Annotated in this window: 26 protein-coding genes; 3 read left to right on the forward strand and 23 right to left on the reverse strand. The window is 53.5% G+C overall.

Translation table 11 applies throughout. The features are described 5' to 3' along the window. Window positions 1-24: 24 nt before the first annotated feature. From rdgC to HBO10_RS24385, 7 genes are all read right to left on the reverse strand, one after another. Window positions 25-945, reverse strand: a complete 921-nt coding sequence (gene rdgC / locus HBO10_RS24355; RefSeq protein ID WP_078465902.1) for a recombination-associated protein RdgC — start codon at window positions 943-945, stop codon at window positions 25-27. Between the two features lie 100 nt (window positions 946-1045). Continuing rightward, window positions 1046-1435 (reverse strand): hypothetical protein, encoded by a 390-nt coding sequence (locus HBO10_RS24360; RefSeq protein WP_078465903.1) that lies wholly within the window; start codon window positions 1433-1435, stop codon window positions 1046-1048. A gap of 31 nt (window positions 1436-1466) precedes the next feature. Continuing rightward, entirely contained in the window at window positions 1467-1919 is a 453-nt protein-coding gene (locus tag HBO10_RS24365; RefSeq protein WP_011923235.1) for a hypothetical protein, read from the reverse strand. Continuing rightward, on the reverse strand, window positions 1916-2611 hold the full coding sequence (locus tag HBO10_RS24370; RefSeq protein ID WP_169904127.1) for a hypothetical protein: 696 nt from the start codon (window positions 2609-2611) through the stop codon (window positions 1916-1918). The genes HBO10_RS24365 and HBO10_RS24370 overlap by 4 nt, the downstream gene beginning before the upstream one ends. Before the next feature lie 121 nt (window positions 2612-2732). Beyond that, window positions 2733-3236 carry a hypothetical protein gene (locus HBO10_RS24375; RefSeq protein ID WP_169904126.1) on the reverse strand — a complete coding sequence of 168 codons (504 nt, stop codon included), beginning with the start codon at window positions 3234-3236 and terminating at the stop codon, window positions 2733-2735. A gap of 916 nt (window positions 3237-4152) precedes the next feature. Then, window positions 4153-4596, reverse strand: a complete 444-nt coding sequence (locus HBO10_RS24380; RefSeq protein WP_011923229.1) for a hypothetical protein — start codon at window positions 4594-4596, stop codon at window positions 4153-4155. A gap of 199 nt (window positions 4597-4795) precedes the next feature. Then, complete coding sequence (locus tag HBO10_RS24385; RefSeq protein ID WP_011923228.1) at window positions 4796-5194, reverse strand: response regulator; 399 nt, start codon at window positions 5192-5194, stop codon at window positions 4796-4798. A 323-nt stretch (window positions 5195-5517) separates the two neighbouring features. Here HBO10_RS24385 and HBO10_RS24390 point away from each other — a divergent pair, with 323 nt between their 5' ends. Next, a complete protein-coding gene (locus HBO10_RS24390; protein ID WP_116827419.1) occupies window positions 5518-5703 on the forward strand; it encodes a hypothetical protein in 186 nt (61 codons plus the stop codon). Here the strand turns inward: HBO10_RS24390 and HBO10_RS24395 are convergent. The 12 genes from HBO10_RS24395 to HBO10_RS24450 form a co-directional block, all read right to left on the reverse strand. Next, window positions 5700-6812, reverse strand: a complete 1113-nt coding sequence (locus HBO10_RS24395) for a sel1 repeat family protein (protein ID WP_169904125.1) — start codon at window positions 6810-6812, stop codon at window positions 5700-5702. The two genes, HBO10_RS24390 and HBO10_RS24395, sit on opposite strands and share 4 nt — an antisense overlap. A 150-nt stretch (window positions 6813-6962) precedes the next feature. Then, complete coding sequence (locus HBO10_RS24400; RefSeq protein ID WP_011923225.1) at window positions 6963-7274, reverse strand: hypothetical protein; 312 nt, start codon at window positions 7272-7274, stop codon at window positions 6963-6965. A 124-nt stretch (window positions 7275-7398) separates the two neighbouring features. Next, window positions 7399-8061 carry a hypothetical protein gene (locus HBO10_RS24405; RefSeq protein WP_153045969.1) on the reverse strand — a complete coding sequence of 221 codons (663 nt, stop codon included), beginning with the start codon at window positions 8059-8061 and terminating at the stop codon, window positions 7399-7401. A gap of 112 nt (window positions 8062-8173) precedes the next feature. Beyond that, a complete protein-coding gene (locus HBO10_RS24410) occupies window positions 8174-8425 on the reverse strand; it encodes a YheU family protein (RefSeq protein WP_078465908.1) in 252 nt (83 codons plus the stop codon). A 286-nt stretch (window positions 8426-8711) separates the two neighbouring features. Continuing rightward, on the reverse strand, window positions 8712-9749 hold the full coding sequence (locus HBO10_RS24415; protein ID WP_078465909.1) for a hypothetical protein: 1038 nt from the start codon (window positions 9747-9749) through the stop codon (window positions 8712-8714). A gap of 69 nt (window positions 9750-9818) precedes the next feature. Beyond that, the gene (locus tag HBO10_RS24420; RefSeq protein WP_078465910.1) at window positions 9819-10133 is read right to left on the reverse strand and encodes a hypothetical protein; all 315 of its coding nucleotides are present in this window, start codon (window positions 10131-10133) and stop codon (window positions 9819-9821) included. Between the two features lie 702 nt (window positions 10134-10835). Next, complete coding sequence (gene ssb / locus HBO10_RS24425) at window positions 10836-11387, reverse strand: single-stranded DNA-binding protein (protein WP_169904124.1); 552 nt, start codon at window positions 11385-11387, stop codon at window positions 10836-10838. Window positions 11388-11489: 102 nt separating this feature from the next. Beyond that, a complete protein-coding gene (locus HBO10_RS24430; protein WP_169904123.1) occupies window positions 11490-11903 on the reverse strand; it encodes a hypothetical protein in 414 nt (137 codons plus the stop codon). Window positions 11904-11959: 56 nt separating this feature from the next. Continuing rightward, window positions 11960-12487, reverse strand: a complete 528-nt coding sequence (locus tag HBO10_RS24435) for an HD domain-containing protein (protein WP_169904122.1) — start codon at window positions 12485-12487, stop codon at window positions 11960-11962. Then, window positions 12480-13055, reverse strand: a complete 576-nt coding sequence (locus tag HBO10_RS24440; protein WP_169904121.1) for a hypothetical protein — start codon at window positions 13053-13055, stop codon at window positions 12480-12482. The genes HBO10_RS24435 and HBO10_RS24440 overlap by 8 nt, the downstream gene beginning before the upstream one ends. Before the next feature lie 436 nt (window positions 13056-13491). Then, window positions 13492-13722 carry a hypothetical protein gene (locus tag HBO10_RS24445; RefSeq protein WP_169904120.1) on the reverse strand — a complete coding sequence of 77 codons (231 nt, stop codon included), beginning with the start codon at window positions 13720-13722 and terminating at the stop codon, window positions 13492-13494. A 557-nt stretch (window positions 13723-14279) separates the two neighbouring features. Next, window positions 14280-14813, reverse strand: coding sequence for a hypothetical protein (locus tag HBO10_RS24450; protein ID WP_078465916.1), 534 nt, complete (start codon window positions 14811-14813; stop codon window positions 14280-14282). Window positions 14814-15821: 1008 nt separating this feature from the next. Here HBO10_RS24450 and HBO10_RS24455 point away from each other — a divergent pair. Next, a complete protein-coding gene (locus HBO10_RS24455) occupies window positions 15822-16295 on the forward strand; it encodes a hypothetical protein (protein ID WP_078465917.1) in 474 nt (157 codons plus the stop codon). Window positions 16296-16357: 62 nt separating this feature from the next. On the opposite strand, the gene HBO10_RS24460 is transcribed toward HBO10_RS24455, so the two are convergent. Further along, on the reverse strand, window positions 16358-17731 hold the full coding sequence (locus HBO10_RS24460) for a hypothetical protein (RefSeq protein ID WP_169904119.1): 1374 nt from the start codon (window positions 17729-17731) through the stop codon (window positions 16358-16360). An 81-nt stretch (window positions 17732-17812) separates the two neighbouring features. Beyond that, the gene (locus HBO10_RS24465) at window positions 17813-18460 is read right to left on the reverse strand and encodes a hypothetical protein (RefSeq protein ID WP_169904118.1); all 648 of its coding nucleotides are present in this window, start codon (window positions 18458-18460) and stop codon (window positions 17813-17815) included. 155 nt (window positions 18461-18615) lie between these two features. On the opposite strand from HBO10_RS24465, the gene HBO10_RS24470 reads away from it, so the two are divergent. Continuing rightward, the gene (locus tag HBO10_RS24470; protein ID WP_233100525.1) at window positions 18616-19323 is read left to right on the forward strand and encodes a DUF882 domain-containing protein; all 708 of its coding nucleotides are present in this window, start codon (window positions 18616-18618) and stop codon (window positions 19321-19323) included. A 3-nt stretch (window positions 19324-19326) separates the two neighbouring features. On the opposite strand, the gene HBO10_RS24475 is transcribed toward HBO10_RS24470, so the two are convergent. After that, entirely contained in the window at window positions 19327-19989 is a 663-nt protein-coding gene (locus tag HBO10_RS24475) for an OmpA family protein (RefSeq protein WP_078465920.1), read from the reverse strand. A 130-nt stretch (window positions 19990-20119) separates the two neighbouring features. Further along, window positions 20120-21721 carry a DUF4942 domain-containing protein gene (locus HBO10_RS24480; protein ID WP_169904117.1) on the reverse strand — a complete coding sequence of 534 codons (1602 nt, stop codon included), beginning with the start codon at window positions 21719-21721 and terminating at the stop codon, window positions 20120-20122. Between the last annotated feature and the right edge of the window lie 22 nt (window positions 21722-21743).

A 21743-nucleotide genomic window follows, 5' to 3' on the forward strand; every position in this document is an offset into this window, starting at 1 on the left:
ATGCGGCGGGCCTTATTCAGTCAGTTAAACGCCGGCGGGAATATCCTCGCCGCCCAGGGCGGTAAGCAACGCTGGAACGGCTTCGTTCAAGGTTTTCATCATGAGCAGGAAAGATGCGTCAAATTGGGAATCTGCATCATCACCACCATCCTGAACTGCCTTCTCATGCAGGAGCGATTCAAAACGGAGGCCCTGAATTGCAAGCTTGTCGTTCACAGTGAAGCTCAGCAAGTCCTTGTAAGCCAGATTGATCTGGCTGACGATTTTACCGCTATCGAGCAGTTGTTTGATCTCGTCAGATGTAAGGTCCTGATTCTTGACCTGGATTTCCCCGCCGTCCTCACTGATGTCGTTCAGACGGCAGTTGCTGAGGACGTAGAAATCATCAGCAGCCTTCTCGGTCTTGATCCAGGAAGTGTAGGTGGCCGTTGGTGCAATTTTGACTGCTACAGGACGTACCGGCAGGCTGCCCAGCACCTCTCGCAATGTCGAGAGAAGTGCCTCTGCCGATTTAGGGCTCGAGGTGTTCACATAGATCAGGTTCTGTTTGAGATCGATGGCAGCGTAGGTTGTTGCCTTTTTGATGAAGGCGCGCGGCAAGAAGGCCTGGGTGATCTCGTCCTTGATCTGATCCTTTTCCTTTTTGTAGACCTTTCGCAGCTGACTGAGCTCGATTTCTTCCACCTTCTCAGCGACAGCATCAGCTACTACTGCTGGGGGGAGGATACGTTCATACATCCGGAGTGCCACGAGAAACACACCATCAACAACGTGAGCAAGGGGAGCGTCGGGGTTCTTGCTGTTAGGAGCAAGGAAGCCAACAGTTTGGAGGACTTGGCTTTCAGGTAGCTTGGCAACCTTGGTACGCAGCGCTTGCTCAAGGCTCTCGAGGGTAAGAGGCAGATCTTGGGTCAGCCGATAGACCAAAACGTTTTTGAACCACATCGTGCACTATTCCTCTGTAATCAGTTTAATGAAGGCGAACAGGGTAACGCACTGCCCGCCTTTGCCAACTCAAAGGAACCGCTCAGAAATTAGAGCTTGGTTAGCCTACCAGCGATAAAACTGTCAGTCCTATCATCGCTGGATGGGCCCAGGCCGGCGGCGATGTCCTCTCCCAGGTCATGATCGTACTTTCGGCAAAGCCTAGCTTCGATCCGAGGGAACCAGGGGTAAGGCCCAACCGCTCACGCAGACTACTGAAGCGCTCACCAGATAGCGTTTTCACCCCTTGATCAACAAACATAAGGCTACCTAGGCCTAGGCAGGCAATAGTCATCCACGGCCGAGGAGATGTTTTCTCTGCAGTTATGATGGTCGTACGGGCAACGTCAAATTCGATAGCCAGCTCAAGCTGGGATAGCCCGAGCTTGTTTCTAGCTTCACGTAGTGCGTTGAACGGCCTGTGCTTCTTGCTGGTTGATTTCTTCTTCATACGTCTCCACCCATCCCGCAATGATCTAGTTCTAGGCAGCAGCGAGCCACACAAAGCAGGCTTCGGTTTTGAGGCCGCCGGCAACAGAGAACAGTTCGCGAGCAGTCGCCATATTCGACATGGGCAGGTACCAGGATCTGGCTGTTCTCAATGCCTCGGAGAAGCCGAAAGTGGGTGCTGTGTGAGCCACGTCGGTACGCAACAGCACTGTCAGGTTTGGCCCGTCCACTCCGTCATCCATAAGGTCGAGAGTGAATCCAATATCATCAAGAATCTCGCCTGTTCGCGGGTTGATGTAGCAATGGACAACATCGCGACCGTCCCGATAGCTGCTCTCGAGCTGGTACCCATGATCAAGAAGAACGTCAGCAATCGCCTCACCTGCGGCTTCTACCAGCCGCGGAGTAACAGACCCGGCGTTTAAATCCCGATGTTCAATATCAATCAGATGTTGAATTACAGCTTGGTTAATCCGTCGGCTCACTTCACACCTCCGATCCCCAAGACCTTCAGCACCTGGTCAAAGGCGGCCTGGGCCGATCGAGTGATCAAGAGGTGATCCTCATCGGGAAAGGCCTCGGCCAGCTTTGATGTGAGAGATGCCGCGGTTTGAGAGGCGCCGTCGTTCACGCAACCCGCTGTCAATGTGTCCAGATCCAGTTCGAGAGCCCCAATTTGCTTGCGGCCCAAGAAAAGGCAGAGAGTCATCGTCTCCTGGAGCACGACCAGTTCAACCTTGGTCGTGCCCTGGACAATTACCCGCCCAGACTTCACTTGCTCTTCTGTTTTAAGGCGGGAATCGAGGCGGTTTCTGAAAATTGACTGAATGACGTACTGCGGGCCCAGGTCCGGCATGCGCTGGATCGGTCCGAAACGAAGACCAGGGGTGCGAAGGCCTACCTGACCACTTTCAGAGGGATACAACTCTGTGTGCCCGAGAGAGATCGCACGGTCGAGTAGAGCTCGCCAGGTCGTCATGCCCATGTGGAGAACGCGATCATCAACGATCATTCGTGACAAAGCCTCCCCGGCTGCGATCCCAGTTGGGTTGGTAAGGTCGAGATCCGGGATGGATTTTGATCCAGACTTGTTGATGCCGGCAGAAAGGGCCATGCCAGTGGGGAAATCGAATCCGAGCTGGGGTGTAGTAGAGCGGGAAGAGATGGTGGTGTTCATGAGTACACTCCTAGAAATTAACCCCATTGGAGACGTACTTGTCGCGTGGCAGAAGCCTCACACCAAAAAAGGGGCTAGGCCCCAATTCTGGTTACGGCTCGATTGAGCGGTCCGAACGTTTCTAAATAGCGGGTGAAGGAGTGTGGGCGGTGCCAGAAAGACCAATGAGATCACCGAGAAGGTCAACAGCTGAATCACTGCTCTTTGGATCGGCATAGGAGCTGAGAAATGAAGAAAGCAAGTCGTTGAGCATCTTGCCGCCAGGCTCTCCTCTGAGGACGGTCATAATGCAAAACTGCTCGAGGAGCGCAGGGTTCACGCTTGAGAGGAACCCTGCGCCTACCTCATTGGCTATGTTGGTTAGGAGAATCCTAAGGTAATGATCAGGTGAGCCGCTATTCTCAGCAGGGTTGACCCCATCGTTAGAAAGACTCAAAGGGCGTTGATGAGAAGGGCCGTGAGGCAGTTCTTGAAGGACGCCTAGCGTGCGGGTGACATGCTCGCTGACGTCAGTGCAATCAGTCTGCATGACTTGTCTCGTATTATAGATACGTTCAAGGCTATCAGCGTTCTGAATAAGGGCGTAGCGAAACTGCCAGTCTAAATAAACAATCGATTCAGACAATGCTACCGAGCCCACTGACTCACTGCGCAGATGTGCGCCTCGTCTAGGAAGGCCCAAGCCTGAGCTGGAGTGAACGCGCCTAAAAGGTCGACATGGCAAAGGGCGAGCGCAACCATGAGTCGATCCATATCTGAGGAAAGGTCAACAATCACGCCGGCGTCCACAGCACGAATAAGCGAAACGAGATGAGTGGCTTCGGGAGTGCGGATTGCATCAGGCCGATCAAGTCGATGTGACCTGATCCAGGTTGGAGCGAACCGGTAACCACAGGGTTGTGAGTGGTTGTTATCGCAGGAAGTGACCAGTCCATTATGAAATTTGACGAAGGTTTCAACAACGGCCCCATCGATCTCACAGCACACCAGGAATACGCCCGAAGCGTCGTTGCTTGTGTAAGCGAACTGATCACCAATTGGGTGGCGAACAAGAATCGAAGCTTGATTCACAATGAAGGAATCACCTGGCTCCGCGCCAGAGACAACCATATGTTCTGTCGTCGGCAAGTCCTGAAAATGGAATTGAGATTTGAATGTGCCTCGCATTAGAGCGCAACCACTTGATGAACAAGGGTCTGAGGCGGCTCTGCCTGAGGAACGAGGTATGGGGCGAGGAGATTAAGGTACTCCTGAGGCACACCAGCGTCTTCCAGAGCTTGAGTGATTGAGCCTGAGCGCAAGGCCTGCACCTGAGGAGCAATCTGACTAAGGAGAAATCCTGCGCGAGCACCGTGTGCGTGGTCGCCTTGGGCAGCGGGCTCGGCAAGAGCTCGGGAAAGAGCCTCATGGACGGCCCTATAGCCGTCCAAACCGCCAAACGCATTATGAGTTTGCTGTAGATCCGTCATGTTCCCTCGTTGGACTCACTGGATATTGATCCAACTTTGACACTTTACAGCGACCGAATCACGTCAAAACGGTTATGCGGAATGCGCGTCTGTGGAAAGTTCAGCAGCCACTACCTTGCCGCCAATACGGCCGGGCAACAAAAGGATCCCGCAGAAACTTACGAATGCGAACCACAGGCCACCAACGCAGAACCAATCCTGAAGTGCGCTGTTGGATGCGGTCAAAGCCATGGTGCTTGCAACGGCGCAGGTACCGAAGAAGAGCCCCATCGTTAGAAACGAGACGCGTAGGAATGACTCGGAAAGTTTGTGACCGGGTTTTGCAGCGGCAGCCCTCGAGGCCCAAGTTACAATCAGAACGAAGGCAACGAACGACACCCAGATACTGCTCAGACTGAGCTTTTCGACAGCCGATAGGGTATCCGCACGGCTTAGAATGGTGCTTGTGAGCAGCGCGCTCGCAAATGTGTAGATGCCAATGGCGAAGTAGGCAATACGAAGAAGTGATTCAGTCATACGTGTTCTCCCGAAGCGATCACAGAAGGGGTCGACATTGACACCCTGTTTGGTAGGCCGTTGGCCTGTGATACTGGGATAACGTGTGAATCTGAGTTTACAAGGGTTGAGATGGAAAATGATGTAAAGGTGGGGTTAACGGGGCCAAGATGGAAGGCCCCGTGGCATCGATAGGGTCATTGCTGATTGGTGCTGCTGGTCACTTTGTAGTAATCGGCACAAAGGTAGGAACGTGCTTAGTAACGGCAGCGATCAGGTCTTCTTGCTTGAACGGTTTTGACAGGTAATCAGTTGCGCCGGCGGCCATACCCTTGGCTTTGTCGAAAACCCCGTCTTTCGAGGAAAGCATTACTACTGGTTTTGAATTGAGGTGTTCGTGAGACCGGATGACCTGGGTGACCATGTAGCCATCAACTCGGGGCATCATTACATCAACGAAGATGAAGTCAGGAGCGAAGTCTTTGATTTTGGTGAGGCAGTCAAACCCATCCTCTGCAAGCATGACTACGCATCCGGCACTGGTCAGGATGTCTTCGCCAGCTTTGCGAATTGTGCGGGAATCATCAACGATCATAACGCGTAGTGGTGAATCAGCCATTTCTCAACCTCGGGGAAATTGGAGCTCCATGCGGGGCCATGGTTACCGATAAACGGTAGAGTAGCTACCCAAAACGATGGTGCTTTTTTTAATCAATCAACAGAGCGCAACGAGTGCTCTCAAATTTCGAAGGGCCATAATGACTTGCCTACGATCCTTGACCATATAGAGTTGCTGCGACCCGTAAGCGTAGACATGAGCTAATGAGACACCCCAAAACACCGCTACTCGAACATCAGAATTTTTCGCGGGGCCCCGCCAACATTGTTATTTCCGAGCTCGACCTTCAAGCCCTGAAGGTACTGAATGGGCTAGGAGGTTCTGTGCTCACTGCTGCAGACTTGGGCGGTGCACTCAACAGCAAGCTGGACAACTCGCGCAAGTCGATGCTGGGCGGGCGTCACCTTCGTCGCCTTCAAAGCGTCGGTTTTGTAAAAGCTATTGAACTGCCTGGTGGTGGTTACGAGATTACGGTTACTGGCCGCGCGGCGGCCAGCGTCGCTAGCTAGCCATCGATTGCAGCGTTCAGTTCTGCAATGCAAGCATCCATTCTTCCTGGGTACTTTTTGTCGGCGAGGGTTCTGACTCCCGCCAAAGACCGAACCTCTTCCCGTGCTGGCCCATACCCGCGGGCGGCAGCCACGGAATACCAGCAGTAGGCCTTGAATTGTGGATCTCCCTGGGCGCGTATGCGCCCTAGTGACAGGTTGAGCGCATATTGGTAGATCGCTGAGGTGTCGCCTGTTCGCCCCAACTGCTCCAACTCATCACCACCATCCCGAATAGCCTGGCGTGGCCTGGCTTCATAAGGCCGCTTTGCTGTATCCGCTCCCGCGCTAAGTGCGGTACTGGGCTCAGGTTCAGGCGCAGAAGCTGGGTTGGCTGTGAAAGCTGCCGCAAATGCCTTAGCGGCCTCTGTATCACCTGCTTCGGAGGCCGACTTAAGATATTCGAGCCCTCGCTCCATATCATTCAGATGAGGAATGCGCTGGTTAGTCAGCGCCATACCAAATTCACGTTTGGCTCTAACGCTGGTCTCCGCGGATTTAGCTAGCAGCATTTCACCATAAGCAACGTCTTTGCCTACCCCGTTACCCATCACATATAGCCAGCCCAAGACGCGCGTAGCTTCTGAATGACCCAGGTTCATTGCAGAGTTGAGGTACCCGACAGCGGCGTCTGGGGCTTTCTCAACACCAATGCCTGTGAGATAGATCTTTGCCAATTCATAGAACGCGTTTGGATTGCCCATGTATCCGGACTGCTCAAGCAAGGCAAGCTGTCCCATAACATCTCCAGTACGTCCAACCCGGCGCGCCTCTTGAAGCACCTCATCGGCTTGGCTTGGGGTTGTGGTTGGCTGGGTCTGACCTGGTGACGAAGGATCAGAGGTATCCACAGCTGGAGAAGGGACAGAGACGCTAGAGTAGGGAGCTTCATCTACAGCATAAACCTGTACATCAGACTCCACCGGCTGGTCTGAAGCCCCATCACTTAGTTCAACCTGATTGGGCAGCTCTTGCGGAGTTGCGGGAACAGGTAGTGGTGGCTGACGTGAGACCGAATCGACAACCTCAGGTGCAGCGAGAGGCTCATCAAACGGATTGCCGGAACTCATAGGCCTCGTACTTGATGAACACCCAGCTATGACAGCAACCGTGAGGATACAAAGAGGTAGTCTGGTGAAACTCATGTAAGTGGAATTCCGGCATTTGCGGGAATCAGATCATTACACCAAGCAGGGTGTGTTCACAGTCAAAACAGGGGTTCAGAATTCATTGTTCTCAGCCGGCTGGACAAGGCCAGGGTAGTCATCAAGAGACAAAGCATTGGTTCTGATCGCCGGGGAGACGGAGGTAGCCGAATCAGCTGGTGTTTTGTCCGCCTGGTGGTCTCGCATTTTTTCGAGCTCGCGCTTGAACGCCACTTCCTGGACGGTTGGGCGTTTCACATAAGGTTTAGGGTCCGGGGCTCGCTCTGCGGCATAGAGCACGACCGCATCAGGATTCTGCTCAACGGCTTCTGCAAACTTTGATGCTAGGAATTCCCGGAGTGCATCCTTAGATGGGGGTGTGTTCAAAACGATTTCTCCTATGTAGCTACTACCGAGGTGTTATTTCCCGGCACAATCTTTGCCGCTGTGGTTAAGAGCAGAATCAATGGGGTTGGTCGCTATTAAGGGTAGCCTAAAGCAGCAACGCTGGTCAGACCACCGAAGGGACTTTGCGACCATGGAAGCTCCAGATCGATGGGGACGTGCTCCAAAGCTCAAGGCTCGCTAACAAGTGTTCAAGCTCGGCGTTTGACGCACCAGATATAGCATCCCACCGATGAGCAGTCGTCATATCGGGATTAGGACGTTCTCCTACATTGACAGCTAAATGAAGATCGCTCATGCCGTGTCGGCCGGCAGTCCAGATAACGATGCCACCAGTGATAACGCAGGCACCCGGTCCGTCACTAGATAACCAATTCTCTACCTCGAGCAGGGCGTCAAAAATCTTGAGCACAGTCTCAACTGCACAGGACGCCCTAGCTACCTGATTCGACCACTCCGCTAGATAGGTTTTAACTAGCCCCTTTGACTTGGGGCGAAAGCGGCCAGGAGACTCAAGGAACCTGCTCACACTTTCAGTGATCTGCATCATATCAAGGTCATCAGCGCCAATCAGTGCGCGAATCGGCGAACAGGATGCGCAGCCGTCGGTGATCTGGGCGCAGTGCAGTACCGGGGTGTGCTCCAGATGAAAAAAGACGTGACCGTCGATAACTGCTGCATTCCCCAGCCCTCGTGAACGAATCAGACTGGATAATCCGCAAAGCAATGATGGATGAGGGTAGAGAGCTTGATGCGCTTGAGTTGGCATTGACGTGAGGCCTTGGACATCAGTCCAGTATTGGTTGCTGGCTACAAAATACTCCCCCTAATGCAAGACGCAAATCCATACCAGGGCAGTTAAAAACTGCCCTAGCGAGAGGCTATCCCTGCTGTTCTTCCTTCCATGCCCTGATCATTTCAGGTGGAACCTGGTTACGGGCCGCGAGGATGCACTGGCTGAACTCAGCATCGTAGTAAATCACTGCAGACTCAGCATCGAGCTCGGCGCGTACCCTGGCCACCTTCTGAGCTTCGGTAGAGTCATCACCGTTATCAGTGCCTTCTCGGCTGACGAAATCTTCGATCAACCGTTGAAGAGTTTCGGGTGAGAGACGCCCGGGAGGGATGATCATTAAAACTGCCTCCCTACCTGCAGAGATCCTGAAGAGTGATCAATTAGACCTTTGCTGCAAGGGTAGGTGAGTTGACCATCTTGCCAGCGGACAGCAAAGCTTCTCCCCAAGCAGCCTTCCATCTGACAGCGACGGCTACCGCCAGTCAAAATTCCGAAAGTGGTACCGTCGGTACTGTATACCCGCTTCTGCGGGGATGAGGCTTCGAAATCTGCAGCTGATCGCATGGTTTGCTCCTCTATGAATGATAGAGAATCCTCGGTTCATCCAGGCCGTGGCAGAACCCCTAGCGGTCTGTGCAGTGCTTGATCCAACTTCTGACCAGGTCCTGCTCGCCTGTTGCATCGACCAAGAAGCCGTAGAACGTGTTGGAATCCTTAGTGTGGAAACCAAAACCGAGTTGTTCGCCACCGGAAATGGCCCACAGCATTGAATCGTTAGGGGTGAAACTGGCGAGTACATAGTCACCACTGACTGATGGTTTTCCCTGCAGGGAAGCAATCGGTAAGAACTGCTTGTTAATGCGTAGGGTGTAGTTCGTGGCGTTGCGAGTGATAAAGCCGTTGTTATCGCCGGCGTCATAAAGGGCTGAAAACCTCACCCGCTGATTTGGAGCGCACGACATTATCAGCTTGCCTGTGCCGTTCCAGGTCTGCTGACGCCCCATCAAATAGACCTGCCCCTGCTTTCCTTCGATACCCCATTCAGCCGGAAGCACACCGTTGTTCACTAGGTTGAGCCTAGCGGCGTCAGAGTGCGAAAGAAGCTCCATCTGACCTCGGCCGACTTGGACCATTCTTTCGAAAAGGGCAGGCACTACGCCCATCTTGATTAAGTAGGCAGTGATGGCCGCGGAGAGCACCTGAGCAACATCAAGATCCGTCGACTGTGCGGTGCGCCGGTAAAACCGGTGAATCCCTAGCTGGGAAGCTGGATCAATGAACCTGAACTTACCGCCAGCATAAGTTAGGACGCAGGCACTCATGCATTTCCCGGGGGAGGGGCGTCCAGATGTTTTCCCCGGCTTGCCGATAGCGGTGTTCATGCTAGACCCGCGGATAAGCTCACCAAGCCGCATACCAGCTTGAGGATCTCCGCCGGCAGAGTCCAAATACACGATTGAACCAGCCAAGCCTCTGCTCGGTATTAGACTTGCGAGCTGTGCGACGGTGTCGTCAGTAATTTCGCCAGCCAGGTATACCTCTGGAGGGGAAGAGGCTCCTGCAGTAGCCGAAGGTAAAATCTCAATATCGTTTGCTGTAGCAACGCTAGAAATAGCGCTGAAAACGGAGGCTGCGAGCAGCCCGCAGAGGAAGAAGCGCATTCTAAATTCCTGAGGCTCGCCCACTGACCAAAGAATTGAGGCCGGGCATCCTGTAGTAGGAGCTCGATCTCAGAACTCGAATTTATGGTAGATGACGCGGCTCATTGGTAGCGCTTGGACAAGGTCACCATCATCATTACGCTTGAGTTGAGCGAGACGCTTACCCTGGGTGTCGAAGGCGGTAAAGGTGGCACCCTCACGCTTCCATTCGGAAATCGAAACAGCGCGGCCATCTGCGATGATCTGGTCTTTTTGAATAATCGCCAACCCCACAGGGCGCGGCTTTTCTTCGGCGTACTGGATAGAGGCCTGGTAGGCGCCATTGATACTGTCGCCGCACCCAGCCAGTAGAAGTGGGAGCAGCAGAAAGGCGAAGGGTTTCATTATCGATGTGTCCTGGAATACTTGAGGACAACGTACCGCAAAGATTCAAAATCACCAGTCAAAAGGTGGCGTCCGAATTCGAAGCTTAGCTCTTTAAGCGGCTTGCCCTTCTACGCGCTGGCTGTGGAATGTCTGTGAGCCCCGCCTTTGACATACGGCGGTACTGATCAGCACGAGGTGGGGGCGGAGACGGTAATTCGTCCGGTAGAGGTATGCCATCCCGTTCAGCAATGCGCCGGATCAGGTCATGGTAGGCCGCAGTGTAAGATCGCTTGCCTATGTATGCCCGAAGGGGTTTCAGTCCAAGCACATGGTTGCTCCCCCAGTAAGAGCGCCCCATAGGCGATTTAGAAACGATCAGTGAAACCCCAGACCAAGGTTTCCCAGCTGATCTAGATCTGAGACTGCCTGGCTTTATACCAAGCTTCGACTCTGTTGGTACTTAGCGGCTCATAACGATCTGGGGTGCCAGGTCGACGGCTCATTTTTGCATGGCGCGATCCTGGTGCCCGGTCGTACCCTTCGTGTAGGGGCACATGAAAATTCTATGGTGAAGCAAGTAGCGTATGTGGCTTGCAAGGCCTTGCACGCCGAATGTTACTGAGACGATACAGCAAACCTGCAGCTATTTTAAGATGGAAAATTCCATAACGGCCACATCCACATCCGGCTTTAAGCAGGTGCAGTATCCACATCAGGACTTTAAACGGGAACGTTTCTAAAGAAACTTTCATCATAGTCAGGCATGTCCTCCATCTGTAGGGGCGGCGGGGTAAAGTCCGCATGCTCAGGTGGGGATTGGTAAGACTGACGATTAGGGGCGGGGTGTCGTTGGCCTTGGGGTTGGGAACCCTGCTGAGGTCTGGACTCTCTCTGAGCCGGCGCGGATGAGGTTCGAATAGAAGCACTCGCACTTTCCACAAAATGGCACTGTCCGTCGAAGTCATCAACGATGATCTCCGTAATCGACTTCTCAACGGAGCCAACAGTGTATTTACGAGATTTAAGCTTGCCCACGACGTAGAGATCTCGGCCCTTGCGGCCACCCTGCGCCACTACGTCAGCGTGCCTGCCCTTCAAAACGATGCGATGCCACTCAGTTTCTTCAACCTTCGAACCACTTTGTTTGTCAGTCCACGACTCGCTTGTAGCCAGGGAAACTACGGTGGTGGAGCCGTTATTGAACTGCTGAACCTTCGGGTCAGAGCCCATTGTTCCGATGATAGTGACAGTGTTAACGCCGCGCTTTGCCATTGTTCGGGAAGACCTTTGAAGACTGATTTAACGCCGAGCGAACCCAGCAATACCCGCTATTCAACCATCGAATAGATCGCAGACGTACTCAAAACGCACCTCTCAAACCAGAATTGGCTGATCAGCCAGCTCGACCAATAACCGGTGTAGAAGGTTGGCGAGATCTCGACGGCGGTCGGCAGTCAAAACCGAACCATCGCCATAAAGCCCTTTGGAGATATGTCGAAGGCGAACAAGCTGTTCAGCTTCAACAAAGAACCCTTCATCTGAAGATTCGTCGGTTGGTGGTTTATAGCAGTCCCTCCAGTGCGTAACACTATCGGTCAGATCAAGGCTGTCCGGACATTCACTAATCCAGCGGCCGGACCACATGTCACCGTCATCGTCATAACGGACGAAACGGGCTACCCGTTGTGAACCCCATTCGAGGAAAACCATGACAGGTACAGATCTCGCGTATAGAAACTCTCTGTCGGGCAGAACCGGCAAGGCGCGAGTTACTTTGTGCCAGGGCATGGGATGAACCTCAAATAAGATGAGATCATCATGCTGCCTATCGACTCGTGCCAGAATCACCCATCCAGAATATTTTGTATCATTTGACTCAGGCGCTCGTGTAGGACTGGGGAGCCCTGGGTTGTCAAAGGCAGGATCAGCTTTTTCTCGCCCGCGTAGGTGAGAGCAAAAGCAGGGGAGCGCTGCTGCAGGTCTGAGAAATTGTGGATGGCATCGGCAAGCCTTAATGACTGCCCATCAGGCGACGCCTTGGACAGGTGCTGGCGGTCGATCGCCTTTCGAACCGCCCTGCTACCATCATTCATTCGACTCGGGTTTGTGACTTCTTTCACGAGCTGAAGGACGGCAGACCCAAGAAGGTCGAGAATCACTCGCTCACGCTGAATGCGAATTTCTTCAGGGCACTCAAGGGTGTCATGGAGATAGCCTGCCGCGATCAGTTCCCAACTGTCTGAGATCTCCGCCAACAAGTTTGCTACCGCAGTAGGGTGTGTGATGTATGGCACATCGGTAGTGTAGTTGCGCAACTCACCCAAATGCCATTCTGTGGCCAGTCCCATCGCAACCTTCAACCGCTCATCCATGGAGGTGAGTGCCTGAAGCATCCAGCACTGGATGGACCCAGTACGCCAGGCAAGGGTAGACCGGTAGATCTGAAGGGTGGTGAGCTTTTACCTTGCAGAAGCCTGCGTTCGCCAGGCCGTTGATGCCCAAGTAGTTATTGGTTTTAAGGCCAAGTCGAATTAGTGAACCTTCCCCACTATATTCGTCGTTGCGGATGATCCGGAACTCAGGAATGCCAATCTGTATGCCGGCGGCCCACCCCCAGGCAGTTGCCTCGCCGTCACCGATCTGGACAACTGCGCGGTCCAGTGGAGAGCCAGGGAAGACATCAATGCCGGAGACCGCGTTGAAAACAGCTCTCTGACCTGCCCCGACATTTCCAGAGAATAAGTGTCGGAACTGTTCAGGAACGGTAGCCAAATGTCCCGCCTCATGCAGGAGAGCAGAAGCTCGGCAGCGAGGATCAACGTTGATTGATCCCGCAGAAATCTCGCAGTGCTGGGCAAACCCAGTAGCTCCAGGTACTAGCCTGACAGTGATGCCAACTTCGTTGAGGAAGTCCATGGTTCGCGTGAGGTACTTGTCCATCTGAAATCCAATGCGCTAGCTAATGAGGCGGGTAAATAGCAACCGCCGTGTTTGACTATAGCGTGGCATGACCTTTGATGTGGCACCACCCTAGTGGGTCAGTGGCACGATGAGGCGATTAAACGGATCAATGCCTCCTCAGGGGGAATAACTTCCCAACGCCGGCCAAGCTTTTGGCCCGCGGTGAACGAGGTGCCCGCGTAGTGCCCTTCCAACCGAGTGATTGTTGTGTAGCGGCGGTGAGCCACGTCCTCGACGCGAAGGAGGGCGTTTTCACCGGGCTGCATAATGTATTCACCGGGACGAAGCTGATTGGTGGATTTGGTCTGTCGCTGAGAGAGGTCTAGGGACATCGATTGAGCACCTGCAGATAACCACGTTATCTAGAGCTTAACTATCAAGTCCCATATTGCACTCCAAAAGAGGGTGCCAAAAATCAGGAGGCTACTGGGGTAACAATGAAATGAAGGCTGGCATAGGCAGAATTACAACTCCAAACCTCCACTCCGGATTTGCTGAAGTAGGCCCACCCATCACGAATCGTCAGGTCAGCTTCAGGCCACACAGAGCTGTGACCATTGATGCCTGCCTTGAGAAATGTAGCCTCTTTGCAGCGGGCCAGGTAGACACCGGCCTTCAGCTTGGTTGGTTCATTGAGTCGACTCATCTTTGGGCTCCACAATCATGCGCTGAATCATACCAGCCGGCGCATGACTGCACAGGGAACGCAATTACAGACAGAACCGCCACTGGAGAAATAAAAGGATGTTGCTTTCGATGATGGCTCACTGGACTCTGCGCCAGAACCAAGGCCGTCCTCAGTAGCTGTACGCTCTTGAGCCTGTGCAGCCAGCTGGGCCATTACCTGATCGGCGAGGTACTCGAGCAACCCCTTGTGAGGCTGGGTATGAGAACCAATTTGATTGGTTGGGTACAAGCTAAATCCTCCATCCGGGCTTTAGACGCTAATGAGAGCATTTGAAACACCAAAGCTGAGTCACCACCTTCCCGATGCCAGGGTATCGGCCGCACAAAGGCATGCCTTAGAAAGTATGATCTAACCTGAAGCAGCTCAGGTTCAGAGCTAGTCTGATAGGCATCAAGGTGTGCCAGAAGCAAAAAACCCCCACAACCTGAATAAGGCTGTGAGGGTCCTCCCTGCTAGATCAATCAATCTCAGTGCTCGGAACTAAACCGTTCAAGGGCCAGAACATTGCACCAATATCAAGCGGCCAGCTTTGTCGGCTGGCTATGCTTGGTTTCAATCTTTTGAAACTCTGCAAGCATCTCGCTATACGTCAAAGACCCACGTTGATGGGCTTCGATGTGCGCTAGGCGCTCGCAACCTTTTTTCCACTCCAGGGTGGCTGACAGTTTGTCGAGAGTGTCTCGTGGCGCGACCCGGGTGAACCCAGATTTAAACGCCTCAAGGACTGCTTCGTCGAGGGTGTCAGTTGAATAATGGGACATCCATCCTATGTCACGGAACGCAGAGTAACGAAAGCGTCCCGCTTCTGAAGCATCCGGCAAGATCAAAGCCCACGAATCCCCCGATTCGTTTTGCAAGATCATGCCGAGGCCAAGCTCATCGAGCTCGACATACACCGCCTGTAAATTCTCGTGTCGAACCTCAATTTCCCGGATTAAGGATTTCTCGAGCGCACAAGGGGTGTCTTTGTTCGATTGGATTGGACGTAACAGTTCGCGCGTAGCCTCGATTTGGTCGAAGTAGTAGTTACGAAAGCTGAATGTGGTCATGGGTACATCTCCGAGGAGGGGCATCCATGCCAGAGCATGAGAATGCCCTGGTGGGGTGGTAGGTACGACTCTGCTTGCCTAGGGCGCGCAGCTTGTTACGGCGCGCAGCGGCCTGATTAAGCAATAGCTGTGGAGCACCCCAACTCATGAGTTTTCATAGGGTTTCTCTCGCCAGTAGAACGGTGGGCACATTACATATACCCGGTGCTCTAAGGCCAGGTTCGGAAGGTGGGAACCAACATTACCTGGCCAAAACCTGGGGATGTCAGGCCTTACCGGAAGGATCCGCTTTTGCGGAAAGGGTGATCTGTATCGCGTAGCCAGCCACAAAAAGAGCATTAGGCGGAAGCCGATCAGATCAGACATTGCGACGGGTCAAGGAGGAACTCAACGGCAAGCCGTTGGGGTCCGCACAGCTGGTGAGCTGTGTTCTGCGCAATGGATTTCTCGTTACCGAGGATTTACCCATAAGCAATGCAATGAGCAAAGCTCCAAGCTAGGCGCTCATACCTGAAGGAAATGAAAACACCAAGCCTGACGGCAGGATGTGATCTCTACCGTCTGGGGGAAGCACCTTCAAAGAAGGGCAATGCGATCATCACCAACAAAAGTCGATGCGATCTGGATGCGTAGGAAGGTCGAAACCTTGCTACGAATTTAGATTGATCTAGCAGTATCTACGCAAAGGAATGGCAGAAATAACTGACAGTCCAATGAGTCCCTGCAAACCTGACGGATTAACGTCGAGATAGGTAGGGTGCGCAATCAAGGATTGGGCATAGAACGTGATCTTTTTAGCACCGCTCGCTCAGGGCCACAAGTCAAAAAACCACCCCAAAATTCAGTGTAGCGGTGGAATGGCATTCGTTGTCGCACCTGGGGCATGAAGATATTGATATGAAGTTTGACAGGGATACACGGCATTTTGGCGACCATTGCTTGGGTTGGGATAAGGCGCCAATGGGGTTACGCTAGCTCAGCTGCAGCACAATTTCTCAAGGAGCTATCATGGATACATTCAGTGCCGAACCAAAGCCGCCAAAGACAAAGCAATCGATCGCTTGGCTGGTTGCCATCGTAGCTTTCGCTTTGGCGGGATTGGTGCCCATGCCTGTTGGGGCTCAGAATCTTCTGACTCTACTGGGACTCGGAGTCTTTGGCTTTGGGGCTGTGATCGGCATTAAGCACGATAGGGCCCACGCGAAGTGGCTATCAACTCAACCAGCCTCAGTAGATCCAATGCGTGGATCTCCGAAGCTTCCTCACGTCCCCCAACTCATCGCTTTTTTGATTGGGATAGGCTCAATAGGAGCCCTCTGTTATCTGGGGCTCCCACTGAAGGATGGCGGTTTCACCAGCGCAGATTGGTGGCTTCTGCTGCTTAGCATCACTGCCTTGGGAGGGTTTGGTTATGCCTCGAAAATCCAGAAAAAACACAACAAAGCCTATATGGAATGGCGGAATACCAAACATCCCCTCTAAGTGCGGTATCCCTTCGCGAACACATTCAGCTAAGCCCCGCTGGTATACAGCGGGAGCCTTCTTCACGCCGCCACTGACTCAATCATTCCAATAGTTGCCTTGGCGTCTTCCAGCTGCTGGATGATGCGCTCCACGGTGTCGGCTGTGGTCCGATCAGGTCGAAGCTCGCCGAATCGTGGCAGAAACAGGCTGTAGAGGTTTGTTTTCTTGTTGGGCTTGGTGACGTCGTTGAATGTCACCTTGATGATCGAGTCAATGTAGCGCTCAGGATTGTTGAAAATCTCAAGTCGCAATTCGTCCGAAAAGCCTGAAATGTTGACCTCCAGCATTCCGCACTCACTCACGCACTCAAGTGCGCCGAACGTCTTCGCATTTTTACCCTTCCCTTTACTCAACCCCTTCACCCGCAGCTCAGCTGGTGCTTCCATTTTGATCTTGACGCTGAACGGCGAACCACTGGAACCGGTGTCGCGCCAAGGGCCGTCAGGGTGCTTGATGACCGCGCCTTCTTTGCCATTACGGATATACACACCAGAGGCGGCATAGGCCTCGTCCAGCGAGTAAACGACCTGTGTGTGAATCAGCCTCACCTTACCGCCGCCCAGATCCTCGACCACTTTACCGACTTGCGAGAAGCGCTCTGAGTATGGCGTCAGACAGCTACCTCGTCGGGTCAGGGACTCCAACGGCACAACGTCCCAGAGGTACGGCACAGGCACGCAACCAGCTTGGAACGGGGTGCCCTTGTTGACTGACGTAAGCATGCCATTGCCAATCTCACGCGGCAGGATTGCCCCATCTTTTTCCACGAGCATTTCGCCGTGGTACTGGCCGTCAGGCCAGCTGGCAAAGACCTCACCCAGATCACCGTACAGCTCAAGGGGCCACTCGAAACCAGAACGGCTGATGACGGTTGCGCCACCGTTTTTAACGGTGAGGGCAAAAAAGGTACCGTCCGCCTTTTCTTGTAGATAGATTCCTCGCGCCCATGGCCAGCTTTCCAGATCCACATCTGAAGGCAGGCTGCAACGCATGTACGGTACTTCGGGAATGGTAAGCGGCAGAATCTTATTGATTGAGCCCTCAGAGAAACCTGCCCTCGGATCTCGGTGGAGCACTCGCCACAGCAGCTCCGAGGATTCTGGAGTGAGGGTATTCAAAGCCGATTGCACTTCACGATTTGCGGCGTCCCCTGAGAGTTGGCGGGTAGCCAAGCGGTCAAGCATCAGCCAAGTGTCATCGGTGAATACCCCGGTACCGAACACCTCGGAGCGAGCTGGACGCTTGTAGAAGCTGATCAGTGGATTGAGCATGAGCTTCATCACGCGTTGGAATGTTGGGTCAACCATATAAGTTGTCAGAAGCGCCGACTTCTCGAGCTTGCCGCTTACAGCAGCAACGGTATCAAGGGCACGCAGGATTTCGCAGGAGTTCATTTAGGCAGTCTCTTTAGATGATGGGATAGATTTTACGGGTGGCTAGCTGTGCCACCAGCGGGAACAGGGCGTCAAAATTCACTAGGCAGCTCGTGCCAGCAGGCCTGTGTTGATCCCAGTTACTTCAACTTCAGTTCCTACCTGGTGGATTGAACGCAGATGGGCCTTCGCAAACTCCAATCCCGTATCACAGTCAATCGCTCGAACAAAAAGGACGGTGTCGTCGCAATCACCTGGGTAGCGAAGCTGATAGTGGTAAATATCACCCGTAGCATCAGCTATAAGAATGCACTTTTGGTTCAAGCTGAATAATTCAGCATTGGGAGCGAGCAAAGCCGCGATCGCTTCGGCTTCATCCTTGGGGTAATACCCGAGCGTCACTCGAGACTGCCTGCCTGCTGCGTCCTGAAGAGCCACTTCGGTTACACAGCCATACCACTCAACCTGCTCACCACTTGCATGCTCAGCAACCCAGTCCATTGCCGAACAGCTATAAGGCCCATTGGCAATATGGTCCAAGCAACCTTGGTAATCATGGTCTGCGATCAGTAAGAAGCTATCGGTATCGGCAACCAATCTGAAGCCGGGAGCTGTCCCTACATCCATGGCATGGGCATCCAGCAAGGCTTGATCTTGCTCGGGGTGGGCTGACAGGTAGGCGAAATGATTCGGGCCAGCAGGTGTAAGTAGCTGGCCGAGGGTGCGCAGAACTGGATATGGGCGGGACATGAAAAACTCCATATAGGTGGTGGAGCCATCTTATGGATGCCGCCGCGTGCCAGAAGCCCAGCTCAAGCAGAGCAAGGGGAGCTTTGAAAAAGGGCAGGGGGTTTTGAGTCGCGATGTGAAGGATCAAACCATACACTCGCCCCAGAATAAGCCACATGTTGCCTGTTGGTATGAGCCAGAACATCCTCATGAGCCGCCGTAGCATCGTCACTGCGGCGATTGCAGCGCCTCTAGCCATGGCTGCACTACCAGCCTTCGCAAACAATCCAGGTCAACGCGACTGGCGTGCCGTGCTCCTAGACCACGACCGATTCTTGGACCTAGAGCGGCCACAGTCAGGAGAAAAAGCCAGGTTTTACTACTACCGAAAAGGGCAGGGATGGGACCCCCGCGGCTATGCCATCGCTTGCACCATCCTGAGAGACGTTGTCTCGAAGAAAACGGTGCAGATCGATGCCAAGCTCCTTGATCTGTTATGGATCGCAACTGCTTACCTCAGGGTCAAGCAGCTGCCTGCGAAGATCATAGTGACCAGCGGATATCGAACGCCTGAGTTCAACTCGTCCCTAGAGGGCGCCGCCCTCAATTCGATGCATGTGAAAGCAAAAGCAGCTGATATCAGAATTCCGGGTGTGGGAACTGAAGCTCTGGCCAACCTGATCAAGGTGATTGGTGTTGGCGGAGTGGGGACCTACATCTCGAAAAACTTTGTTCACCTAGATGTTGGATCTGTCAGAACGTGGAGGCAGGCATACTATTCGCCCTACGAAGAAAGCTGGCTTGCGGGTTATTCAGCGTTGGATCTTGAAAGCGTGCTGGCCTCGTCAGATACACCTGAACAAGGCCGGATCGTTTACGCCTGATTTTCAGCCTTGCTTGATCTGGATCTCTACCCGGCGGTTTTGTGCGCGGCCTTGAGCAGTAGCATCGGTAGCCACCGGCATGGAAGGGCCGACGCCTCGCACTGCAATAACTTGAGCGGGTACACCAGCGGCATAGAGATACTGGGCTACTGCTTGAGCGCGGGCATAGCTCAGGACATTATTGAACTGACGGCTGCCCGTACCATCTGTGTGGCCAGTGATCTCCAACCGCAGATCTTTCTGGTCTTTCAACGCAGTGGCAATTGCACTAAGGCCTTGGAACGCTGCTGGCTGTAGGTCGGCGGATGCAGTGGCGAAGGCAATGTCTGCTGGGGCTTCAATGGTCATCATTTGACGGCCAGTGACTGGGTCGAGACTGGTCGTTGCATCCATACCCTTCTGGCGAAGCTCTTCTTTCAGCTTCGCCGATCGCTTATCCATCCAGTAGCCCGTACCGCCACCGAGCGCTGCGCCAGCTGCAATGCCCACCAAAGCACCACGTTCGCCCCCTACTGCTGCACCCAGGATGCCACCGGCCACCCCGCCTATGGTTGTACCAATCGCGGTGCGGTTGAATTCCCGTTCGCCTGTCTGAGGGTTCACTGAGCAGCCGGTAACGATGGCGAAGCACAGGGCAAGGGCGGCAGCTTTGATAACGTTTTGCATGGGTTAACTCCTTAGTAAGTGGACCCATGTTCATTGCAGATAGGGTGTGCCAGAACCCCTAGATAAAAACAAAAAGGCAGAGTGTGCCTAACTACCAGAACAGTCAGGATTGGCGCACGATTCTGAATGCTCAAGTTGAGACCCTATCCGCTCGAAGGATAGCCACCGAAGCGCCTGTACCCTTGAACTCTCCCTCATAGACCTTCGACCATTGGTGCTCCCAGCCTGGCAAGATGTCCTTACCCCGCAGGCTGGCTGGGAGAATCGCAACGATGCGCCGACGTGCGATCAATGAGGCTGACTCAAGGTGAGCAATGGCCCGCCCACTTGAATAGGGTGGGTTCATAGCGACGACATCAAAAGATGAAGCGTTCAAAGCCCAGGTAAGGAAGTCAGCTTGGACGACCAGGTTGAAATCAAATTTACGGAGGATTCCACAGTTAACCTCGGAGACCTCGACGCAAGTGGTCCGGCTTGCGGGCAGATATTGAGCGATTCCAGCCTGGCCAGCGCTAGGCTCGCATACCGTCTCGCCAGGCCGGATATCTGCAATTGCTACTACCTCCTTTGCCAAGGTTTCACCCGTACCATAGAACTGGTGTGTCTTTTGCTCCGGCAGACGCCCAAGGGAAACAACAAGGTCGACTACCTCATTCACCTCCGGGTAGGGAAAGGCATACTCCTGGTAGTCAACTTTCGCGCCGCCGATGGCCTGGATGATCATTTCTGCTTCAGGCATGAACTTCATTTCAAAACGTGAAACGTCAAGGGTCCAGACGCCAGTAGGCTTGATGCTTTGGCGCTTCAGTTTGGAAACGATTGCAAGAGCACCGAAGCTCAATGGGACTTCCATCAGGGGCCAGTCTTTGTGAACAGCCCGCTTTTTGGTCGGGCGACGAAACCTGTCAGGGATGGCGTTGGGGTAAATCGAGGCCAGGATTTGGTTGAGCTGCCAAACCATTTCAGGGTGAATTTCGACATGCACTGTCCCGCTAAGGTGAAAGCGAACCCGCAGAGCCCCGCCGTCAAGAAGGATCCACTTGCCAGGGTTATTGCACCCATAGCTCATCGCTCTTGGGTTCGAGCCAACTGTACGGTCCCGGCCCATCAACATGGCGATCACATAGCGAAGGTCGGCAATCAGGCGAGTCTTCTCAGACTCGGGATTGCCTGTGGCCTTGCAGCGGGCGTACTCGAGGATCATGCGCTTTCCGAATCCTGCAGGTGAATTCGAAACATGGTTAGGTGACAAAGCATGGAACACGCCATCGACTTGCTCGGCTAGGAATCGAGATCTGCTAGCCAGTAAGGATTGCAGTGTGTCTCGAACTGCCAGCTTCTCGAATGGCAAGCACGTTCGGTTTTCGATCTGTTGATCCCACTCCTTCTGACGTGCGGATGGCATGAAAACGCGGACATCCGTAAGGCTCAAAGCACGATTCCAGTATTCAGCATCTAGTGCTTTTACCGCGGCCACAGCATCGAATAGCTCGGGTGTTGCCCGCATGCGCAAAGCCAGTTCGCCATCAGCGCCGGCGAGGAAATACCCCAAGATTTCGTGGTACCCACTCCCGGCCATCAATTCGCTGACACGCTCAATGAGAGCCTTTTGGTACCGGTGTTGGGAAACCAAGCTCTCGATAAGATCGTATTCATTAAGGTCTTTAAGGCCTTCGGCAGAATCAACCAAGTGACCCTCTGGGGTGGCCGGGTTCGCTAGAGGCGTTGCCATGTGATAAATCCTGTATTTGATG

The sequence above is a fragment of the Pseudomonas sp. WS 5503 genome (assembly GCF_012985385.1).
Lineage (GTDB): Bacteria > Pseudomonadota > Gammaproteobacteria > Pseudomonadales > Pseudomonadaceae > Aquipseudomonas > Aquipseudomonas paracarnis.

What these genes read in the sequence shown, in the direction of transcription:
- rdgC (WP_078465902.1), bottom strand. Translation starts at nt 945, where the DNA reads ATGTGGTTCAAAAACGTTTTGGTCTATCGGCTGACCCAAGATCTGCCT.
- HBO10_RS24360 (WP_078465903.1), bottom strand. Translation starts at nt 1,435, where the DNA reads ATGAAGAAGAAATCAACCAGCAAGAAGCACAGGCCGTTCAACGCACTA.
- HBO10_RS24370 (WP_169904127.1), bottom strand. Translation starts at nt 2,611, where the DNA reads ATGAACACCACCATCTCTTCCCGCTCTACTACACCCCAGCTCGGATTC.
- HBO10_RS24380 (WP_011923229.1), bottom strand. Translation starts at nt 4,596, where the DNA reads ATGACTGAATCACTTCTTCGTATTGCCTACTTCGCCATTGGCATCTAC.
- HBO10_RS24385 (WP_011923228.1), bottom strand. Translation starts at nt 5,194, where the DNA reads ATGGCTGATTCACCACTACGCGTTATGATCGTTGATGATTCCCGCACA.
- HBO10_RS24395 (WP_169904125.1), bottom strand. Translation starts at nt 6,812, where the DNA reads ATGAGTTCCGGCAATCCGTTTGATGAGCCTCTCGCTGCACCTGAGGTT.
- HBO10_RS24405 (WP_153045969.1), bottom strand. Translation starts at nt 8,061, where the DNA reads ATGCCAACTCAAGCGCATCAAGCTCTCTACCCTCATCCATCATTGCTT.
- HBO10_RS24410 (WP_078465908.1), bottom strand. Translation starts at nt 8,425, where the DNA reads ATGATCATCCCTCCCGGGCGTCTCTCACCCGAAACTCTTCAACGGTTG.
- HBO10_RS24415 (WP_078465909.1), bottom strand. Translation starts at nt 9,749, where the DNA reads ATGCGCTTCTTCCTCTGCGGGCTGCTCGCAGCCTCCGTTTTCAGCGCT.
- HBO10_RS24420 (WP_078465910.1), bottom strand. Translation starts at nt 10,133, where the DNA reads ATGAAACCCTTCGCCTTTCTGCTGCTCCCACTTCTACTGGCTGGGTGC.
- ssb (WP_169904124.1), bottom strand. Translation starts at nt 11,387, where the DNA reads ATGGCAAAGCGCGGCGTTAACACTGTCACTATCATCGGAACAATGGGC.
- HBO10_RS24430 (WP_169904123.1), bottom strand. Translation starts at nt 11,903, where the DNA reads ATGCCCTGGCACAAAGTAACTCGCGCCTTGCCGGTTCTGCCCGACAGA.
- HBO10_RS24435 (WP_169904122.1), bottom strand. Translation starts at nt 12,487, where the DNA reads ATGGATGAGCGGTTGAAGGTTGCGATGGGACTGGCCACAGAATGGCAT.
- HBO10_RS24440 (WP_169904121.1), bottom strand. Translation starts at nt 13,055, where the DNA reads ATGGACAAGTACCTCACGCGAACCATGGACTTCCTCAACGAAGTTGGC.
- HBO10_RS24445 (WP_169904120.1), bottom strand. Translation starts at nt 13,722, where the DNA reads ATGAGTCGACTCAATGAACCAACCAAGCTGAAGGCCGGTGTCTACCTG.
- HBO10_RS24450 (WP_078465916.1), bottom strand. Translation starts at nt 14,813, where the DNA reads ATGACCACATTCAGCTTTCGTAACTACTACTTCGACCAAATCGAGGCT.
- HBO10_RS24455 (WP_078465917.1), top strand. Translation starts at nt 15,822, where the DNA reads ATGGATACATTCAGTGCCGAACCAAAGCCGCCAAAGACAAAGCAATCG.
- HBO10_RS24460 (WP_169904119.1), bottom strand. Translation starts at nt 17,731, where the DNA reads ATGAACTCCTGCGAAATCCTGCGTGCCCTTGATACCGTTGCTGCTGTA.
- HBO10_RS24465 (WP_169904118.1), bottom strand. Translation starts at nt 18,460, where the DNA reads ATGTCCCGCCCATATCCAGTTCTGCGCACCCTCGGCCAGCTACTTACA.
- HBO10_RS24470 (WP_233100525.1), top strand. Translation starts at nt 18,616, where the DNA reads ATGTTGCCTGTTGGTATGAGCCAGAACATCCTCATGAGCCGCCGTAGC.
- HBO10_RS24475 (WP_078465920.1), bottom strand. Translation starts at nt 19,989, where the DNA reads ATGCAAAACGTTATCAAAGCTGCCGCCCTTGCCCTGTGCTTCGCCATC.
- HBO10_RS24480 (WP_169904117.1), bottom strand. Translation starts at nt 21,721, where the DNA reads ATGGCAACGCCTCTAGCGAACCCGGCCACCCCAGAGGGTCACTTGGTT.